Source organism: Hymenobacter ruber (assembly GCF_054783255.1).
In genome coordinates this window covers 1,050,899-1,067,606 of sequence record NZ_BAAGQX010000002.1, presented here as the reverse complement: position 1 = coordinate 1,067,606, position 16,708 = coordinate 1,050,899, and the positions used below count along the sequence as shown (strand labels likewise).

Here is a 16,708-nt window from a genome sequence, read left to right as displayed (position 1 = left end):
TATTTTCGGAGCCTCCCCGCGCCATGTATTACCTTCCCGCTTCGGCCCGCCGAGGGAATAAGTCGGGGGCCGGGCAAACGTGGTAATCCGGTGGTTTTCGGCGGGTAAGAGGACCGTAGCGCGGCGCGCGGCGGCAGGCCGGCGCGTGGCCTGGCTGCTGGTTTTGCTGGCGCTGCTGCCGCTGGCGGGACGGGCGCAGGTGCTGGTGGGCGCTACGGCGTTTGGGCCGGTATTTCGGGGGCTGCGGCCGGCCGGGGCCGATACGGCGCTGCTGCTGGTGGCCCGGGCGCGGCGGGTGGGCGTGAGCACCTTTGTACAAACCAGCGGAGCACGGGGCTACCTGCAACTGGGGGCGCGCCAGCAACTGCGCTACCGCGTGGGCACCGACATGATTTACGACTCGCGGGGCACGCCGCCCTTCGTGCGGGAAGACTACGGGGCCGATGTGGCCGACGTCTTTACCCTCGACGCGGCCAACCACTGGCAGCTGGGCCAGCAGTTTCACTACGACCAAAGCCGGGCCAATGCCACCCGCACCGGCCTGTGGCTGAGCCGCCTGGGCTATCAGCGCCGCCTGCGTGCCGCCTCGCCCACCGATACGCTGAGCCAGATGCGCCTCACAATACTGGGTGGCCTGGCCACCGACCGCCGCAACGGCCGCGAAGACGCCGGCTTCGCCCTTGGGTTCGATGCGGCGGCGCTGTACTTCCTCAATGGTCCCACGGCCGCGCCGCTGGCGGTGCGCGTGCTGGGCACCCGTGCCCGCCTGGGCCCCCGCACCATGCAGCGGCTGGTGGCCGAGGCGGCCGGCGAGCAGGCCTTTCTGGAAGGTGCGCCGCTGGTGGTGCAGGGCCGGCTGGGCTACCGCACCAACCGCGCCGAGGATTACCTGCTGGGTTCGGTGCAGCGCATTCAGTCCGATACGGTGGCGGTGCAGGCGGGGGCTTCGTATCGAATTAACGAGTTTGCCACGCTGCGTTCGGACAATAGTTTGCTGCTGCCCAACCGGGCCTTTCGGTACCGGCGGCTGGGCGAACGGGCCGATACCTTGCAGGACGTGGGCTACCGCCAGCGCGAGCTGGACACCCGGCAGGAGCTGCGCTTTGCCCGACCCAAGCTGCAGTCGTCCATCAGCTTCAATTACCGCGAGCGCACCCGGTCGTATTACCTCGACAACTCCCGCTTTCTGAGCGTGCCGCGTCTGGCCGCCGCCCTGGCCCGCGAGCAGGTGAAGGACATCCAGGAGCAAACCATCCTGTGGCTGGGCAACCTGACTTGGCTGCCCAGCCCGCGCCATGCGCTGGCGCTGCTGGGCACGGCCCAGCTGCTGCGCGTGGATGCCCCCAGTAAGGACAACCAACAGACCCGCGACGAGGCCCAGCACCTGCTGCGCCTGACCTGGACGGGCCGCTGGGCCGGGGCCTTCCGCACCACGCTGGGGGTGGCGGGCGAGTACCGCCAGACGGTTTTCATCAGGGCCAGCCAGAGCGCCGAGAACTACGTGGACCACCTGCTGCACTGGGAGCCGGGCTTCACCTGGGCGCCAGGCAAGTGGAGCATCCGTTCGAACTACCACCTCTGGGTGAGCTACCAGGTGCGCGACCAGGCCGCCGAGCAGGCCCGCAACCGCGCCAGCCGCGTGCTTGAACAATCCCAAAGCATCACCTATCAGCTGCGGCCCCGCCTGCTGCTGCTGGCCGACTACCAGCGCCGCGAAAACCGCGTGGGCCAACTGGACTGGACGCGCTTCCGCGAGAGCCCGCTCGATACCAGCGTGACCCACGACCTGTCCATCGGCGGCCGGCAAAGCTGGATTGGCAAGCGGGGCAGCACCAGCCTGCGCCTGGGCTACCGCCTGCTGGAGCAGCGCAACTACGGCCGCGCCGCCCTGCTGCTCGACAACCCCACCGGGCCGGCGTCGCAGCTTATTTACCTGCACGGCATCACGCGGCAGCAGGGGCCGGAAGTGGCGGTGGAGCGCCGCGCCACGGCTGGCTTCAACCTCACGGCCAGCATCTGGCTACAATGGCTGCGCACGTACTCGGCCTACTCGCTGGGCAAAGGGGCCTTTTCGGGCAGCAGCTACACGGCCGTGGACTTGGCGCAGGAGACGCGGCGGGTGCTGCCGTATTTCGAGCTGGCGGCTGAGTGGCGGGTAGGGCGGCGGTAGCAGTGCTTGGCACCTATCTAGGGCCAAACGCTCTCGCTACTTCCGTGGCGGATGCGTTTGCATTAAGCAGCGGGCACGGCCGTGGGCAATGCCGCCAGCAACTCAGTAAGGCCGGCCGCCAGCGCCTGGGTGGCTTGCTGGCGGTCGGCCTCGGCGCTGGTTTTGCTTTCCAGCACTTCCATCAGGGGCATCAGCTGCCCGGCCCCGATGAGCTTGAGCGACGGCCGCAGCTTGTGGGCCACGGCGGCGGCGGCGGGCCAGTCGGCGGCGGCCAGGGCGGCGTGCAGGTCGGCCACGCTGGCGGGCGTGTTGGTATGAAAGGAAGTCAGAATCCGGTTGATAAACGTGGCATTGCCGTGGGCCGTCTGGTGCAGCAGGGCCAAGTCGAAGAGCGCGGCGGCCGGCACGGCACTCGAAGCCGCTGCGGTAGCAGGCAGCGCGGGCACAGCGGCCGTGGCGGGCCGCACCTCCACCAGCGGGCCGGGTACTCCGGCAATCAAGGAAGCCAGCTTGCTCAGCAGCTCGGCCTCGTCGAAGGGCTTGGGCAGCGTGTCGTTCATGCCGGCGGCGTGGTACTTCTCAGCATCGGCCCGGAAGGCATTGGCCGTGAGGGCCAGGATGGGCGTGGCGGCTCGCCGCGCATCGGCGTGGGCGCGGATGCGGGCCGTGGCTTCGAGCCCGTTCATGCCGGGCATCTGAATATCCATCAGCACCACGTCGTAGCGGTTTAGCTCGAACAGCTCCAGGGCTTCGATGCCGCTGGCGGCCTCGTCCACCGTCACGCCGTGGGCCTCCAGCAGCAGCTGGGCCACCTCGCGGTTCACGGCGTTGTCTTCCACCAGCAGCACGCGCGCGCCGCGCACGGCCGCCTCCTGCACCGGCGCCAGGGGGGCCAGGGCGGCCTGCCGGGCCTCGGGGCTGGCCTTGGGCAGGGTGGTGCGGAAGGCGAAGGAGCTGCCCTTGCCGGGCTCGCTCTGCACCGTGAGTTGCCCGCCCATCTGGGCCACCAGGGCCCGGCTGATGCTCAGGCCCAGGCCCGTGCCGCCAAACTGCCGGGTGGTGTCGGCATAAGCCTGGGTGAATTCCTGGAAGATGCTCTCCAGCTTGTCGGCGGCAATGCCGATGCCGGTGTCCGTCACCCGGAACTCGGTGGTGAGCGTGTCCTCGGTCTCGCTCACGTAGTGGCCGCCCACCGTCACGGTGCCGCCCACCGGCGTGAACTTGATGGCGTTGGAAAGCAGGTTAATGAGCACCTGGTTGAGGCGGTAGGAGTCGCCCAGCACCCAGGGGTGGGGGCAGGAATCCCGCAGCATGGTGCCCACCACCCGAATGCCTTTTTCCTCGGCCTGCATCACCAACGGCTGACTGGCGCTGGCCATCGAGTCGCAGAGGTTGAAGGCGGCTTTTTCCAGCTCCAGGTTGCCGGAAGTGATTTTGGCCATGTCGAGCACGTCGTTCACCACGTTCAGCAAGTGCCGGCCCGAGTGCTGAATCACCGCTGTGTAATTACGCTGCTGCTCGTCGAGGCCGGTTTTGGCCAGCAGGCTGGTCATGCCCAGCACCCCGTTCAGCGGCGTGCGAATTTCGTGGCTCATGTTGGCCAGGAAGTTCTCGCGGGCCGTAGCGGCGGCTTCGGCCGCGTGCTGGGCGTTTTTCAGGGCCGATATGTCGGTGCTCACGCCCAATACCTGGGCCGTGCCGTCGGCCAGCACCAGCGGGCAGCGCACGGTTTGCAGCCAGCGCACCTCGCCGTTGGCCAGCGTGATGGACGTTTGAATGGTGAGCGCCTGGCCGGTGCGCAACACTTCCTGGTCGGCCATCACCGAGGTCTGAATTTCCTCCTTACTCATGCCCGCCTCCATGCTGGGCGCGCCGGCCAGCTCCGCAATGAGGCGACGCCAGGCCTGCATTTCGGCGTTCTCGAATACGGTGTAGCCTTGTGCATCGCGCACCCAGATGAGGTTGGGGTTGAGGTCGAGCACCAGGTTGGTAAACGACTGCTGGGCCTGGGCGGCGGCCTCGCTCTCGCGGGTGCGGGCCTCGGCCTCGCGCAGATTGGTGATGTCGAGGCCGTAGCACATCACCTGGCGCAGCACCCCGTCGGGCCCGAACACGGGCTGGTAGTAGCACAGCCAGTGGTGGTGGTCTTCGGTGCTGGTGCCGGGCCAGCGCTCCTCCCAGTTCACCAGGGCGCGGGTTTGCACGGCCCGGTCAAACAGGCGGCGGCGGCGCACGGCAAGCTCCTGGGGCAGGCCCTGCCTGGCGCAGTGGTCGGCAAATGTCAGGCCGATGCGGGCCTGCCGCCGGGCAGGGTCAGGCTCGGCGTAGGCGTTCACGTAGCGGTAGCGCTGGTCGGGGTCGAGCACCGTCACCACAGCCGGTAGGTGGGACATTACCGATTCGTAGAACGAGTACTGCTCCCGCAGATTTTCTTCGGCCCGCCGCTGCGCTGTAATGTCGGTGAGGTAGAGCATTACGGACTGGTCTTCCAGCACCGGCACTGCCGACAGCAGAAAATGCTGGCTGTTGGCCATGACTTCGCGTTGCTGAATGCCCCCGGCGTGCAGGGCACTGGTGGTGGCCTGCACCAGCAGCGGCCTCAGCCGCGACGGCCCATTAGATTCCAGCTCCCGCGCCATGAAACCGGCCGCCGAGTTAGCGTACAGCAGCTGCCCCGTGGCGCTCACCCGCAGCACGGGGTTGGGGTTAAGCTCGGGGGTGCGGCTCAGCGCGAGCACGCTTGGCAACTGGGCTTCGGCCTGCTCACGGCGGGCACGCTCAGCCAGTAGCAGCTCTCGCAGTGCGGCCGCGTCGGTAGGAAGGTCATTTACCATTTATCAATTCACATTTAACAGGCCTACACCAGCGCCGACTGCCCGCTGCGGAACAATTGCCTCAGCAGTAATCCTCCAAAGATAGAAACTGCCCCGGGCTTTGGGCTCTTGGTGATGTACTGGTAAATGCGAGTTGATAAATGTTAATCGAAGATTTACAGCTCTTTGCGCAGCCGGGCCACCGGAATGTTCAGCTGCTCGCGGTACTTGGCCACCGTGCGGCGGGCAATGTTGTAGCCCCGGGCATTGAGCATTTTTTCCAGCTTGTCGTCGCTCAGCGGCCGCTCCTTGCTTTCCTTGCCGATGAGGTCTTTCAGAATGCTCTTTACCTCGCGGCTGCTGGCATCCTCGCCCGAATCGGTGGCAATGCCTTCGGAGAAGAAGTATTTGAGCGGATAAATCCCGAATTCCGTCTGGATGGATTTTGAATTCGCCACCCGGCTCACCGTCGAGATATCCATCCCGATGCGCGTGGCAATATCCTTCAGAATCATGGGCTTGAGCTTGCCCTCATCGCCTTCGGCAAAGAAGTCGCGCTGCAGTTCCACAATGGCGTTCATGGTGCGCAGCAGCGTGTTCTGCCGCTGCCGGATGGCGTCGATAAACCACTTGGCCGAGTCCAGCTTCTGCTTCACGAAGGTCACGGCTTCCTTCATTTTGGTGTCCTTCTTGGCGGCCTTGTCGTAGGTCCGGAACATCTCGGTGTAGGCTGGGCTCACGCGCAGCTCGGGGGCGTTGCGGGCGTTCAGGGTCAGGTTGAAGACGCCGTTGTCGTTGGTCAAGATGAAGTCCGGCATCAGGTACTGGGTCTTGCCCAGGCCGCTGGGGCCGCTGCCGCCCGGCTTCGGGTTCAGCTTGAGAATGACGTTGATGGCTTCCTTCAACTCGTCATCTTCCAGGTCCAGCTTCTGCTGAATGCGCGGGTAGTGCTTCTTGCTGAACTCCTCAAACGTATCGGTCAGAATGCGCTCGGCGTTCACTGTATTCTCGTCCTGCGGGCGGCGCTCCAGTTGCAGCAGTAGGCACTCGGGCAGGTCGCGGGCCCCAATGCCGGGCGGGTCGAACTGCTGCACCACGCGCAGCACCGCCTCAATCTCGGGCACCGTCACTTCCAGGTTCTGGCTAAAAGCCAGGTCGTTGGCAATAGCTGAGAGGTCGCGCCGGATGTAGCCGTCGCCGTCAATCGAGCCGATGAGCTGCTGGCCAATGGCCTCCTGGCGCTCGTCCAAATCGGCAAAATGCAGCTGGTCGAGCAGCGAGTCCAGGAGCGAGCCGCTGGTGTCGGCCAGGGGCGTGTCGCGCTCCTCTTCCTCGCCGGGGCCGTCGCCCTGCATCTTGTAGCCCGCTATTTCGTCGTCGTTGAGGTAGTCGCTGAGGTCGAGGTCGGTGTTGTCGGGGGAGTCATCCGTCGAAGCCAGGTCTTCTTTGGCCGCCAGGTCAGGCTCGGGCATTTCTTCGGCCGTTTCGGTGTCGGAGCTGCTGCGGTCGTCAAAGTCCTCATCCAGCGTGTTTTCGTCGTTGTCGAGGCTGGCGTCCGGGTCGTCTGAGTCGTCGCTGTCGTCATCGTCGCGGTCCAGCTCTTCGGAGTCGTCGGGCTCGTCTTCTTCCAACGCCGGGTTCACCTCCATTTCCTCCTTGATGCGCGTCTCCAGCTCCGCCGTCGGGATTTGCAGCAGCTTGATAAATTGAATCTGCTGCGGGCTAAGCTTTTGCGAAAGGAGCTGTTTTAAGTCGAGGCGTTGCATAATGACGAAAGTACGGAATGCGGGCGGCGGAGGTCCGTTTTACTAAAGTTTGGCATGAAAAGTTAGTGTAGCGCGGACTTTGTAGTCCGCGAGTGAACAACCCATTGCCCACCACCCGCGGACTACAAAGTCCGCGCTACATTCCGTGCTACCGCCTAATCGGCCTACCTTTGCCGATTCATCCGCTTCCCCGCAAGTTATGTCCCTCAAACGGTCCACCGTCAAAGAACTCCTGGCCAGCCAGGACCTTGACCGCGAAGTTCTCGTCAAAGGCTGGGTTCGCTCCCGCCGCGGCAACAAATACGTGCAGTTCATCATCGTGAATGACGGCTCCACGATTCACACCATTCAGGCCGTGGCCGACGCCGGGAATTTCCCCGAGGAGAGCCTCAAGGACGTGAGCAACGGGGCCGCCGTGGCCATTCGCGGCAAGCTGGTGGCCTCGCAGGGCAAAGGCCAGGCCGTCGAAATCCAGGCCACCGAAGTCACGGTGCTGGGCGCGGCCGATGCCGAAGCCTACCCGCTGCAGAAGAAAGCCACCTCGCTGGAGCACCTGCGCGACATCGCCCACCTGCGCCCGCGCACCAACACGTTTGGGGCGGTGCTGCGCATCCGGCACGCGCTGGCCTTCGCCGTGCACCAGTATTTCAACGACCACGGCTTCTACTACGTCCACACGCCCATCATCACCGGTTCCGATGCCGAGGGCGCGGGCCAGATGTTCCGCGTGACCACGCTGCCCCCCGAGCACCCGCCCCGCACCGAAGACGGCTCGGTGGACTTCACCCAAGACTTTTTCGGCAAGCAAACCAACCTCACTGTGAGCGGCCAGCTCGAAGGCGAATTGGCGGCTATGGCGCTGGGCAGTATCTATACCTTTGGCCCCACGTTCCGGGCCGAGAATTCCAACACCGCCCGCCACCTGGCCGAGTTCTGGATGATTGAGCCCGAAGTGGCCTTCAACGAGCTCGAAGAAAACATGGACCTGGCCGAGGACTTCCTCCAGAGCCTGGTTAAGTATGCCTTGGCCAACTGCGCCGACGACCTGGCCTTCCTCAACGAGCAGTACGACAAGGAGCTGCTCACGCGCCTCAACTTTGTGGTGGATAACGCCTTCCAGCACCTCACCTACACCGAGGCCGTTGAAATTCTGAAATCGGCCAAGCAGAAGTTCGAATTCCCGGTTGACTGGGGCACCGATTTGCAGTCGGAGCACGAGCGCTACCTGGTGGAGAAGCACTTCAAGAAGCCCGTCATTCTCACCAACTACCCGAAGGAAATCAAGGCCTTCTACATGAAGCTGGACGATGACGGCCGCACCGTGCGCGCCATGGACGTGCTGTTTCCCGGCATCGGCGAAATCATCGGTGGCTCGCAGCGCGAGGAGGACTACACCAAACTCACCACCCGCATGGCCGAGATGCACGTGCCCGCCGAAGACCTCGACTGGTACCTCGACACCCGCCGCTTCGGCAGTGCGCCGCACGCCGGATTCGGCCTGGGCTTCGAGCGCCTGGTGCTGTTTGTGACCGGCATGAGCAACATTCGCGACGTGATTCCCTTCCCGCGCTACCCCAAGAACGCGGCGTTTTAAGCCCTGTACTTACGGATATTGAATTGCAAAAAAGCGACCCCGCCGGGGTCGCTTTTTTTGTGCCTGCTTAACCCCACCGGCCCGCCGCCCGTTGCTACCTGGCACCAACTCCTTGCCGCGTATGCTTCCCGAAATCGACCTTACCGACTCCGCCAGTCTGCCCAAAGGCGGCCTCAAAGCCTTTCCCACGCCCAACGATGGCCCACCGGTGCTGCTCACGCGCCAGCAGGGCCAGGTGCGCGCCTTTGCCGCGCACTGCCCGCACTACGGCGCGCCGCTGGAGAAAGGCAAAGTGGTAGGAGGGAAGTTGATTTGCCCCTGGCACCACGCCTGCTTCAAGGTTGAAAACGGCCACCTCTGCGAGCCGCCGGCCCTTGACGACCTGCCTACTTTTGCCGTGCGCGAGGCCAGCGGCCGCATTCTGGTGCAACTGCCCGCTAACCCGCCCGCCAGCACCGACAAGCCCGACGCCACGCCAACCGCCGAAGTGGGCGGCACTCCGCCCGCGCCCGCAGTGCCGGCCCCAGCCGATGCGCGCACGTTCGTCATCCTCGGCGGTGGGGCAGCGGGCCAGTTTGCGGCTCAGACGTTGCGGCGGGAAGGCTTTCAGGGCCGGCTGGTACTGGTTTCGGCCGATGAAAATGCGCCTTATGACCGCACCAAGCTCAGCAAAGCCTACCTGGCCGGCAAGGCCCAGCCGGCCGCGCTGCCCCTGCGCCAGCCGGATTTCTACCAGCAGCAGCGCATTGAGTTGCTACTAAATACCCGCGCCACCGGCCTGGATGTGGCCCGGCAGGAAATCCAGCTCGAAAACCACCCGCCGCTGCGCTACGACCAGCTGCTGCTGGCCCTCGGCGGCACGGCCAACAAACTCCCCAAACTGCCGGGCCACGACCTGGCCGGCGTGCTCACCCTCCGTACCCAGGCCGACGCGGATGCCATCCTGAAAGCCACCAAAGAGGCCAGGCAAGTCGTCGTCATTGGCTCCAGCTTTATTGGGATGGAAGCGGCGAGCAGCCTCATCAGCGACACGCGGCAGGTGACCGTGGTAGCGCAGGATAAAGTGCCGTTTGAGCGGGTGCTGGGGCCGGAAATCGGGCAAATGTTCCGCCAATTGCACCAGGAGAAAGGCGTGAAGTTTGAAGCCGAAGCCGAGGTAACTGCCCTGCTGGGCGAGGGCGGCTCTGTGAGCGGCGTGCAACTGAAATCCGGCCAAATCCTGCCCGCCGAGGCCGTGGTGCTGGGCGTGGGCGTGCGCCCGGCCACCGATTTTCTCAAGGATGTTTTCGCCCTGGAAAAAGACGGCAGCGTGCCCGTCGATGCGCAGCTGCGGGCCGCCAAAAACGTGTACGCCGCTGGCGATATCGCCCGTTTCCCGCTGGCTACCGCTGGCGCGCCCACGCGCATTGAGCACTGGCGCCTGGCCCAGCAACACGGCCAGATAGCCGCGCGCAACATGCTGGGCCAGCAGCAGAACTTCACTGCCGCCCCCTTTTTCTGGACGCAGCAGTACGGCAAAAGCCTCCGCTACGCTGGCCACGCCGAGCACTGGGACACCATCAGCTACCACGGCGATGTTGCGAAGCTGGATTTCCTGGCTTTTTACGTGCTGGCAGGCGAAATTACGGCCGTGGCTGGCATGGGCCGCGATACGGCCATGCTCTACATTACGGAGTTATTCAGCCAAAATAAGATGCCCGGTCTGGCGGGCATCAGCCCCGAAACCGATTGGGCCGCGCTGGCCGGGAATGCTGGATGAAGCTGAGATTTCAACAAAAAAAGGCTGCCCGTTCGGGCAGCCTTTTTGTTTCCAGTGATTGAAAATTTGCTTAGTCGCGGCCATGGCCGCGCCCGTGGCCGTTACCGTGGCCGCGGTCGTCCTGCCGGCCTTCGCGGTAGCCTTCCCGATAGAGCTTTTTGGCCTGGCCGGGGGGCAAGCCGCGCTGGCGCACAATGACCGGCCGGGGCTGCACCACCACTACGCGGCGGGGGTATCGGTCGCGGTGTGCGCCCACGTACACCCAGGGCTGGCGGCCCCGGTAGTCGAGCACCACGGGATGGAACTGGTAGGGGTCGTAGCCCTCCACCACGGCCACGGGCACCCACTGGCCGTTGCGAAACACGATGTACTGCTGGGCATACAGGTCGTAGTAGCCGTCGATTTCGGGGATGTAGTAGAACTGCGTGCCCTGGGGCACGGGCGGCCCCCAGGCGGGCTGGCCAACGTTCACGTTCACATTGACCTGGGCTTTGGCGGCCGGGGCCAGGGCCAGCGCAAACATGCTGACCAGCGCCACGCACAGGGTTTTGGGGAGGAAATTCATGTCTTTTTACGAAGTGAAATGATGGGGTAATACGGCTCTGTTCGCAAGGAAGATGCCAAATCCTGATGCAGCAAAAAGCCCCGCCGGTAGGACGGGGCTTCGCTGACATACGGCGGCTTAGTGCTTGCCTTTGCCTTTTCCGTGGCCCTTGCCATGGTCGTCGTCGTGATGGTCGCCGTCGTGGTGGTCATCGTTGCGGTACATTTTCTTGGCTTGGCCAGGCGACAGGCCGTGCGGGTTGCCGCCCGGCTTAGCGTATTTGCCCCGGTACTCGTCGTAGCGCGACCAGGGCTCGGCCCCCACATAGTCGACCACAACCGGGTGAAAATTGGCCGTGTTGTAGCCCGAAAGCGTGCCGGTGCGCAGCCACTTGCCGTTGCGCCGCACCACGTACTGGCGGGCCGGTACATCGTAGAAGCCGTCGGTTTCGGGAATGTAGTAGTACTGCGAGCCCTGCGGCACGGCCGGTCCCCAGCTGGGCGGGTTGATATTGATGTTGATTTGGGCCTGGGCTGCTGGTGCGGCTGCGAGGCCCGCGCCTCCAACCAACATGGCGCAGAGCACGGTGCGAATGATTTTCATAGGAAAATAATTAAAGCAAAAAAGCAAACGCCCGGCCCAAACAATGAGCCGGGCGCTTTATACTGCAACTGGTGCTAACAAGTTGGCTACGCGGTGGGCGGGCTTAGTCGCGGCCGTGGCCGCGCCCGCCACCGTTGTTTCCGCCGCCATTGCCGCGCCCGCCGCCGTTGTTGCCCTGGCCGCCGCCCTGCTGGCCCTGGCCACCACCACCAAAGCCGCCATGGCCCTGGCCGGGGTTGTAGCTGCCGCCACCCTGCTGCGGGTGTTGCGTGGGCTGCTGAGGCATGGGGTTACCGCGCGGGGTATTGTAGCCGCCGGGGTATTGGCCGTGGTTGTCGTTGCCGCGGTCCCGGTCGCCATAGTTGCGGCCGTAGGAGTAGCTGCCGCGGCTGTCGTAGCGGGAGCGGCCGTAGCTAGGGCCGTAGCCATAGCCGCCGTTATAGTAGCCGGCGCGGCTGGGGCCGTAGTTGCGGTAGGGCTGGTAGGCGTAGCGCTGGCGGTAATAATCGACCCGCAGCCAGGGTTGCGGGCCCCGATAGTCTACGATGACGGGATGGAACTGGTAGGGGTCGTAGCCGTACAGCTCGGGGAGAGGTACCCAGTAACCATCTTGGTAAACAATGTATTGCTGGTTGTAGAGGTCGTAGTAGCCGTCAATCTCGGGGATGTAGTAGTACTGCGTGCCGTAGGGAACCTGCGGTCCCCAGGCCGGGGTGCCAATATTAATATTCACCCCCACCTGGGCCTGGGCCGCCGGAGCTGCGAACAGAGCAAACGCGCCCACCAGGGCCGCGCCAACAAATTTTGCGAGGGGTTTCATGCTAATTGGTTGAATAGAATGGGTTAACAGGCCACTAACGGCGCTGCTGCCTGATAGATGCAAGGCAAGTGCCAATGTGCCCGAAAGGGTAGCTTCAATGGCAAGAAACGTCGGCCAAATGCCTGTAATCGTCGCCGGTTTATTTTCGGTCAGAATGCCGGGGACAAATGCAGGCGTTGCGCTGTTGTGTTCCGACGCCCCCACCGCATCCGAAGCTAACGCAACTGGCAAATATGCCTTTTCCGTTAGCCTTCCGCATCCCTTCTACGTACCTTTACGCACTTATTCGCTGCGTTTCTGAATGGCCAAAAAATCCACTGCTTCTCCGGTTGCCAAAGCCCCCAAAGCACCCAAAACCTCTGCCGCCACGCTAAAAAAACAGTTGGCCGGTACCCTCACCGAACCGGCGGCTGCCGCAGCCAGCCAGCCCAACCCGGCCAGTCTGGAAGTCGCCCTCCAGCACCAAACGCCCGAAACGCTGCCGCCCACTGCGGCCGTCGCCAATGGCAGCACGCACCACATCGACGCCCCTTTTATTGAAGTGTACGGCGCGCGCGAGCACAACCTGAAGAATGTATCGGTGCAGATTCCGCGCAACCGGCTGGTGGTGTTCACGGGCATCTCGGGCTCGGGCAAGTCGAGCCTGGCCTTCGATACCATTTATGCGGAGGGGCAGCGGCGCTACATGGAGACGTTTTCGGCCTACGCCCGCAGCTTCATGGGTGGGCTGGAGCGGCCCGACGTGGACAAGATTGAGGGCCTGTCGCCGGTTATCAGCATCGAGCAGAAAACCACCTCGCGCAACCCGCGCTCTACGGTGGGCACCATCACCGAGATTTACGATTTCCTGCGTCTGCTCTACGCCCGCACGGCCGAAGCCTTCAGCTACGCGACGGGCAAGAAGATGATTCGGCAGTCAGACGACCAGATTATCAACTATATCCTCAAGCACTTCGACGGCAAGAAGCTGGTGGTGCTGGCACCGGTGGTGAAGGGCCGCAAGGGCCACTACCGCGAAGACTTCCAGAAGATTGCCAAGTTGGGCTTTACCAAAGTGCGCGTCGATGGCGAAATCCTCGATATCACCCCCAAGATGCAGGTGGACCGCTACAAAATCCACGACATCGAAATCGTGATTGACCGGCTCATCGTGAAGGAGGAAGACCGGTTCCGCCTCAGCGGCTCGGTGCAGAACGCCCTCACGCACGGCAAAGGCACCATGCTGGTGCTCGACCCCGACGCCAAAAAGGCGCAGCCGCAGTTCTTCTCGCGCTTTCTGATGGACCCCGCCACCGGCATCGCCTATGACGACCCGGCGCCCAACACGTTCTCATTCAACTCGCCCTACGGAGCCTGCCCCATCTGCAACGGCTTAGGCGAAGTGCAGGAAATCACGGAAGAAGCCGTGCTGCCCGACCGCAAGCTGAGCATCAGCCGGGGCGGCATCGCGCCGCTGGGCGAGTACCGCGACATCTGGATTTTCCAGCAGCTCTCGCTCATCCTCAAAAAGAACAAGGCGACGCTGAACACGGCCATCGAGAAGCTGCCCGAGGAACTACTGAAGCGCCTGCTCCACGGCATCTCGGAGGATGAAGCCGACAGCGGCAAGGGTGCTTTCACGGAGCCGTTCGAGGGCATTATTCCCTTCCTGCGCCGGCAGATGGATTCGGAATCGGACAACATCCGGGAGTGGATTGCGCAGTACGCGCAGGCTCAGCCCTGCCCCGAGTGCCAGGGCTACCGCCTCAAAAAGGAGAGCCTGCACTTCAAAATGGATGGCAAGCACATCGGCGAGCTGTCGGTGATGGATTTGAACGAGTTGGCCGGCTGGTTTGAGGGCTTAGAAAGCCGTCTCACCGAGCGCCAGAACGTCATCGCCCGCGAACTGCTGAAGGAAATTCGCAAGCGCATTGGCTTCCTGCTCGAGGTGGGCCTCGACTACCTGAACCTGCACCGCCCGGTGCGCACCTTGAGCGGCGGCGAGAGCCAGCGCATCCGCCTCGCCACCCAGATTGGCACCCAACTCGTGGGCGTGCTCTACATCATGGACGAGCCTAGCATCGGCCTGCACCAGCGCGATAATGAACGGCTTATCAAGGCACTGCAGCACCTGCGCGATATTGGCAACTCGGTGATTGTGGTGGAGCACGACAAGGACATGATTCTGCACGCCGACCATGTGCTGGACATTGGCCCCGGCGCGGGCATCCACGGTGGGCACATCGTGGCCTCGGGCACGCCGCAGGAGATTTTCAATTCCGGCTCGCTCACCTCGCAGTACCTCAGCGGGCAGAAGCACATAGAGCTGCAAAAGAAGAAGCGCAAGGGCGAGGGCACCGAACTAGTGCTGAAAGGTGCCAAAGGCAACAACCTCAAAAATGTGACCTTGAAGGTGCCGCTGGGCAAACTGGTGGCCGTTACGGGCGTATCGGGCTCGGGCAAGTCCACACTCATCCACGACACGCTGTACCCCATTCTCAACCAGCATTTCTTCAACGCCAAGAAGGAACCGCTGGCTTACAGCAGCATCGAAGGGCTGGATTTGGTGGATAAGGTGATTGAGGTCGACCAGTCGCCCATCGGGCGCACGCCGCGCTCAAACCCGGCCACTTACACCGGCGTGTTCACCGAAATCCGCCAACTATTTGGCGAGATGGCGGAAGCTAAAATTCGCGGCTACGGGCCCGGCCGCTTCTCCTTCAACGTGAAGGGCGGGCGCTGCGAAACCTGCGAGGGCGCCGGCATTCGCACCATTGAGATGAACTTCCTGCCCGACGTGCACGTGCCCTGCGAAACCTGCAAAGGCCGCCGCTACAACCGCGAAACGCTGGAAGTGCGCTTCAAGGGCAAGTCCATCACCGACATCCTCGACATGACGGTGGAGAAGGCCGTGGAATTCTTCGAATTCCAGCCCCGCATCCTGCGCAAAATCAAGACCCTGAATGAGGTAGGCCTCGGTTACCTCACGCTGGGTCAGCAGGCTACCACGCTGTCGGGCGGCGAAGCCCAGCGCGTGAAGCTCGCCACCGAGCTCAGCAAAAAAGACACCGGCAAGACCTTCTACATCCTCGACGAGCCCACCACCGGCCTGCATTTCGAGGACATCAACCACCTCGCCGACGTACTCCAGAAGCTGGCCGACAAGGGCAACACCGTCCTCATCATCGAGCACAACCTCGACCTGATAAAAGTGGCCGACCACGTCATCGACATCGGCCCCGAGGGCGGCGCGGGCGGCGGCACCATCGTGGCCCAGGGCACGCCCGAGCAGGTGGCCAAGGCCGGCAAGGGCCACACCGCCCGCTTCCTGGCCGAGGAGCTGCGCACGAGCAAGTACGCCACGGCATAGCTCAAGCCATAAGTTGTGAATGAGGCCAGCAGATAGTTATTTGCTGGCCTCATTTCTTTCTCACCGCTATGCGAACCTTGCTACTGTTGCCGTTTCTCGCGGCCCTGAGTGCCGCCACCAACCCCATCGCGCCCAAAGCTGGCACCCGCTACGAGGGAAAATTCACCAACGGCCTCAAAGGCAATACGCTGAGCTTTGTGCTGGCGCCTGATGGCAAAACCGTGAGCGACTTCACTTTCAAAGGCTACTGGCGCTGCGACGGGAAGCTGGAGATGCTGGGCGCCACTGGCCCCAAAGGCACCTTTGCTGTGGCCAATGGCGCCATCAAGGGCCGCCTGTGCGAGCCGCCGAACGGCGGGGCCTCAGCATGGTGCTTCGACCTGGGCGGCCAGATTACGGGCAACACGGCCAAAGGCCGCTTCCGTATGAACATCAACGCCCTGCGTTGCGATTCCTACGAGCTGCAATGGGAGGCCGTAGCCGTGGGCGCGGCTGGTAAATAGGCGTTGGTCAGGCTGGCTCTGCATGAGCCGTCGGCACCGGCAGGGAAGCCTCCGCATAAGCTTGCTCCAACCGCCGCCGCCGCCGGCCAAAGTAGATGCCCAGCAACGGGAACACCACGCCCGGCACCACGCGCAGCACCCACGGATGCACAAAAAGCGCCAACACCAGGCTCACCGCAAACACCAGCGGCGTCATCAGCGGGCGCACCAGGTCGAGGTCGGGGTGGGTGCGTTCGTGCGCGGCCACGAGGCCATTGGCCGGGTGCCGCAGATAGGTCTGGATGCGGGCCTGCAACAGGCCCGTGGCAATGATATTGACACTATACAGCACCCAGGGCGTGGCCAGCATCCCGTATTCGCTCTGGTAGGCCGTGGTGAAGGGCATGAGCACGATGCAGAGCAGAAACAGCAGGTTCAGCCAAATCAGCTTGTTGTCGAGGTGCCGCACGAAGCGGAAGATGCGGTGGTGCGCCGTCCAGTAAATAGCAATGATGAAGAAGCTGATGAGGAAGCCAATGAACTTCGGAATCAGCCGCAGCAGCGCACTGCTGGCCTCGTGTTCGGTGCGGTGTTCCAGTTCCGGCACCTTCAGCTCAATCACGAGCAGCGTGATGGCGATGGCAAACACCGCGTCGGTGAACAGAATCAGGCGTTCCAGCTGAAACGCTTCGCGGTTGTGCTGAGCTTTCTCGTTGCCATCCATAAAGTTGTGGGCCGCCCAAAGGCTGATGCCGCAATATAGCGTTTCAACGGAATGAAAAAGCCGCCCCGGTTTCCCGAAGCGGCT

Annotated in this window: 11 protein-coding genes; 5 read left to right on the top strand and 6 right to left on the bottom strand. The window is 63.4% G+C overall.

What is annotated here, in order from left to right; translation table 11 throughout:
* Positions 1–145 precede the first annotated feature (145 nt).
* Positions 146–2,170, top strand: coding sequence for a hypothetical protein (locus tag ACYVM5_RS05175; protein ID WP_460617068.1), 2,025 nt, complete (start codon positions 146–148; stop codon positions 2,168–2,170).
* A gap of 62 nt (positions 2,171–2,232) precedes the next feature.
* On the opposite strand, the gene ACYVM5_RS05170 is transcribed toward ACYVM5_RS05175, so the two are convergent.
* Both ACYVM5_RS05170 and rpoN read right to left on the bottom strand, forming a co-directional pair.
* Positions 2,233–5,004, bottom strand: coding sequence for a response regulator (locus ACYVM5_RS05170; protein ID WP_460617067.1), 2,772 nt, complete (start codon positions 5,002–5,004; stop codon positions 2,233–2,235).
* Between the two features lie 155 nt (positions 5,005–5,159).
* Positions 5,160–6,749, bottom strand: a complete 1,590-nt coding sequence (gene rpoN, locus ACYVM5_RS05165) for an RNA polymerase factor sigma-54 (RefSeq protein ID WP_460617066.1) — start codon at positions 6,747–6,749, stop codon at positions 5,160–5,162.
* Between the two features lie 199 nt (positions 6,750–6,948).
* Between rpoN and asnS the strand changes: the two genes are divergently transcribed.
* Entirely contained in the window at positions 6,949–8,343 is a 1,395-nt protein-coding gene (gene asnS, locus ACYVM5_RS05160; RefSeq protein WP_460617065.1) for an asparagine--tRNA ligase, read from the top strand.
* 121 nt (positions 8,344–8,464) lie between these two features.
* Positions 8,465–10,102, top strand: a complete 1,638-nt coding sequence (locus tag ACYVM5_RS05155; RefSeq protein WP_460617064.1) for an FAD-dependent oxidoreductase — start codon at positions 8,465–8,467, stop codon at positions 10,100–10,102.
* 70 nt (positions 10,103–10,172) lie between these two features.
* Here the strand turns inward: ACYVM5_RS05155 and ACYVM5_RS05150 are convergent, their stop codons facing one another.
* The 3 genes from ACYVM5_RS05150 to ACYVM5_RS05140 all read right to left on the bottom strand — a co-directional run bounded on the left by ACYVM5_RS05150 (position 10,173) and on the right by ACYVM5_RS05140 (position 12,069).
* Positions 10,173–10,667 (bottom strand): hypothetical protein, encoded by a 495-nt coding sequence (locus ACYVM5_RS05150; RefSeq protein ID WP_460617063.1) that lies wholly within the window; start codon positions 10,665–10,667, stop codon positions 10,173–10,175.
* A 117-nt stretch (positions 10,668–10,784) separates the two neighbouring features.
* Entirely contained in the window at positions 10,785–11,249 is a 465-nt protein-coding gene (locus ACYVM5_RS05145) for a hypothetical protein (RefSeq protein WP_460617062.1), read from the bottom strand.
* Between the two features lie 103 nt (positions 11,250–11,352).
* The gene (locus ACYVM5_RS05140; protein WP_460617061.1) at positions 11,353–12,069 is read right to left on the bottom strand and encodes a hypothetical protein; all 717 of its coding nucleotides are present in this window, start codon (positions 12,067–12,069) and stop codon (positions 11,353–11,355) included.
* Positions 12,070–12,370: 301 nt separating this feature from the next.
* On the opposite strand from ACYVM5_RS05140, the gene uvrA reads away from it, so the two are divergent.
* Together uvrA and ACYVM5_RS05130 are read left to right on the top strand one after the other, a co-directional pair.
* Positions 12,371–15,418, top strand: a complete 3,048-nt coding sequence (uvrA, locus tag ACYVM5_RS05135; protein ID WP_460617060.1) for an excinuclease ABC subunit UvrA — start codon at positions 12,371–12,373, stop codon at positions 15,416–15,418.
* A gap of 68 nt (positions 15,419–15,486) precedes the next feature.
* A complete protein-coding gene (locus ACYVM5_RS05130; protein WP_460617059.1) occupies positions 15,487–15,921 on the top strand; it encodes a hypothetical protein in 435 nt (144 codons plus the stop codon).
* 7 nt (positions 15,922–15,928) lie between these two features.
* Here ACYVM5_RS05130 and ACYVM5_RS05125 read toward each other — a convergent pair whose 3' ends face one another.
* Positions 15,929–16,624, bottom strand: a complete 696-nt coding sequence (locus tag ACYVM5_RS05125) for a TMEM175 family protein (RefSeq protein ID WP_460617058.1) — start codon at positions 16,622–16,624, stop codon at positions 15,929–15,931.
* Positions 16,625–16,708 lie beyond the last annotated feature (84 nt).